Genomic DNA, 2,069 nt, shown 5'->3' with positions numbered 1-2,069 from the left:
CTTCGGGCCGGCCCTTGCGCAGCACCGGCACCAGAACCGACGCCTCCGCGTCGTCCAGGCAACCCTGCGCGAGCGCGGTGAGCGTGCCGTCCGGACCCAGCTCCAGGAACCGGCCGACCCCGTGTTCCGCCAGCACCCGCACCGCGCCGGCGTAACGCACCGCCTGCCGGACATGACGCACCCAGTAGTCGGGGCAAGCCAACTCCTCGGCGGTGACGGTCCCACCGGTCACCGTGGAGACGAAGAACAGCTTCGGCTGCTGGTAGGTCAGGTTCTCGGCCACCTTGCGGAAGTCGGCGAGCATCGGCTCCATCAGCGGCGAGTGGAACGCGTGGCCGACACGCAGGGCGGTGACCTTACGGCCCCGGACCCGGAAGCGCGCCGCCACCTCGTCCACGGCCCGCGCCGCGCCCGCGACGACGACCGCACGCGGGCCGTTCACAGCGGCGATGCCCACCCGCTCGCCGTCTTCCAGCAGCGGCAGCACCTCCTCCTCCGACGCCTGGACGGCAACCATCGCACCGCCCGCCGGCAGGGCCTGCATCAACCGACCACGCGCCGCGACGAGACGACAGGCGTCGGCCAGCGACCACACCCCGGCCACGTGTGCGGCCGCGATCTCACCGATCGAATGACCCGCGAGCACGTCGGGCCGTACGCCCCACGACTCCAGCAGCCGAAACAGGGCCACCTCCCACGCGAACAACGCGGGCTGGGTGAACTCCGTCCGGTTCAGCAACTCGGCATCGTCACCGAACACGACCTCGCGCAGCGGGCGCGACAGTTCGGTGTCGAGGTGGGCGCAGGCCGCGTCGAAAGCGTCCGCGAAGACCGGGTAGACGTCGTACAACTCACCCCCCATGCCGGGGCGCTGCGAACCCTGACCCGCGAAGAGGAACGCCGTGCGCACCTCACGCCGGACCCTTCCCGTCGCCGCGTTCGCCGCCTCCTCACCGGCCGCGACCGCCTCCAGCGCCCGCACCAGATCCTCCCGGCCGGCACCCCACACCACGGCCCGGTGCTCGAACAGCGACCGCGACCGCACCAGCGACCCCGCCACCCCGGCAACGCTCAGACCCTGGTCCCCGGCGACGAACTCCGCCAGCCGCCCGGCCTGCGCCCGCAGCGCACCGGCCGTACGACCCGAGACGACCCACGGGACCAAGCCACCCGCGTCACCCGCGACCTCGCCGGGCATCTCCCCGACCGGCGGCTCCGCCAGCACCACGTGCGCGTTCGTGCCGCTGAGGCCGAAGGAGGACACGCCCGCCCGGCGGGTCCGGCCCTCCGCGCGCGGCCATTCGACGTGGTCGTCAACAAGTTCCACCGCGCCGGCGGACCAGTCCACGTGCGAAGACGGCTCCTCGGCGTGCAGGGTGCGCGGCAGCACGCCGTGCTGCAACGCCAGCACCATCTTGATCACACCCGCCACACCCGCGGCGGCCTGCGTGTGACCGATGTTCGACTTCACAGAGCCCACCAGCACAGGCTGTTCACGGCCTTGGCCGTAGGTCGCGATGAGCGCCTGCGCCTCGATCGGGTCACCCAGAGAGGTCCCCGTGCCATGCGCTTCCACCGCGTCCACGTCGGCGGGCTTCAAACCGGCGCCGGCCAGCGCCTGCCGGATCACCCGCTGCTGCGACGGCCCGTTCGGCGCCGTCAGACCATTGGACGCACCGTCCTGGTTCACCGCACTGCCGGCCACCACCGCCAGCACCCGGCGACCCGCCGCCCGCGCCTGTGACAACCGCTCCACCAGCACCAGACCCGCACCCTCGGAGAACCCGGCGCCGTCCGCCGCGTCCGAGAACGCCTTGCACCGCCCGTCCGAAGCGAGGCCGCCCTGGCGGGAGAAGTCCAGGAACAGACCCGGTGTGGACATCACCGTGACGCCACCGGCCAGCGCCAGGTCGCACTCCCCCGCCCGCAACGCCTGCACGGCGAGGTGCAGAGCCACGAGCGCCGAGGAGCAGGCCGTGTCGACGGTGACCGCGGGGCCCTCCAGGCCCAGCACGTAGGAGACGCGGCCCGACATGACGCTGGCGGCGTTGCCGGTGCCGAGGTGGCCG

At 72.9% G+C, this 2,069-nt stretch carries 1 protein-coding gene; it reads right to left on the bottom strand.

The genetic code is table 11. From position 1 onward, the window contains the following. Positions 1–2,069: type I polyketide synthase (locus tag AC5WRT_RS38765; protein ID WP_496101087.1), on the bottom strand; the 2,069-nt coding region annotated here is incomplete at both ends.

The sequence above is a fragment of the Streptomyces sp. NTD91 genome (assembly GCF_059510455.1).
The sequence above is the reverse complement of the archived record's forward strand: the minus strand, read 5'-3'. Positions and strand labels throughout refer to the sequence as shown.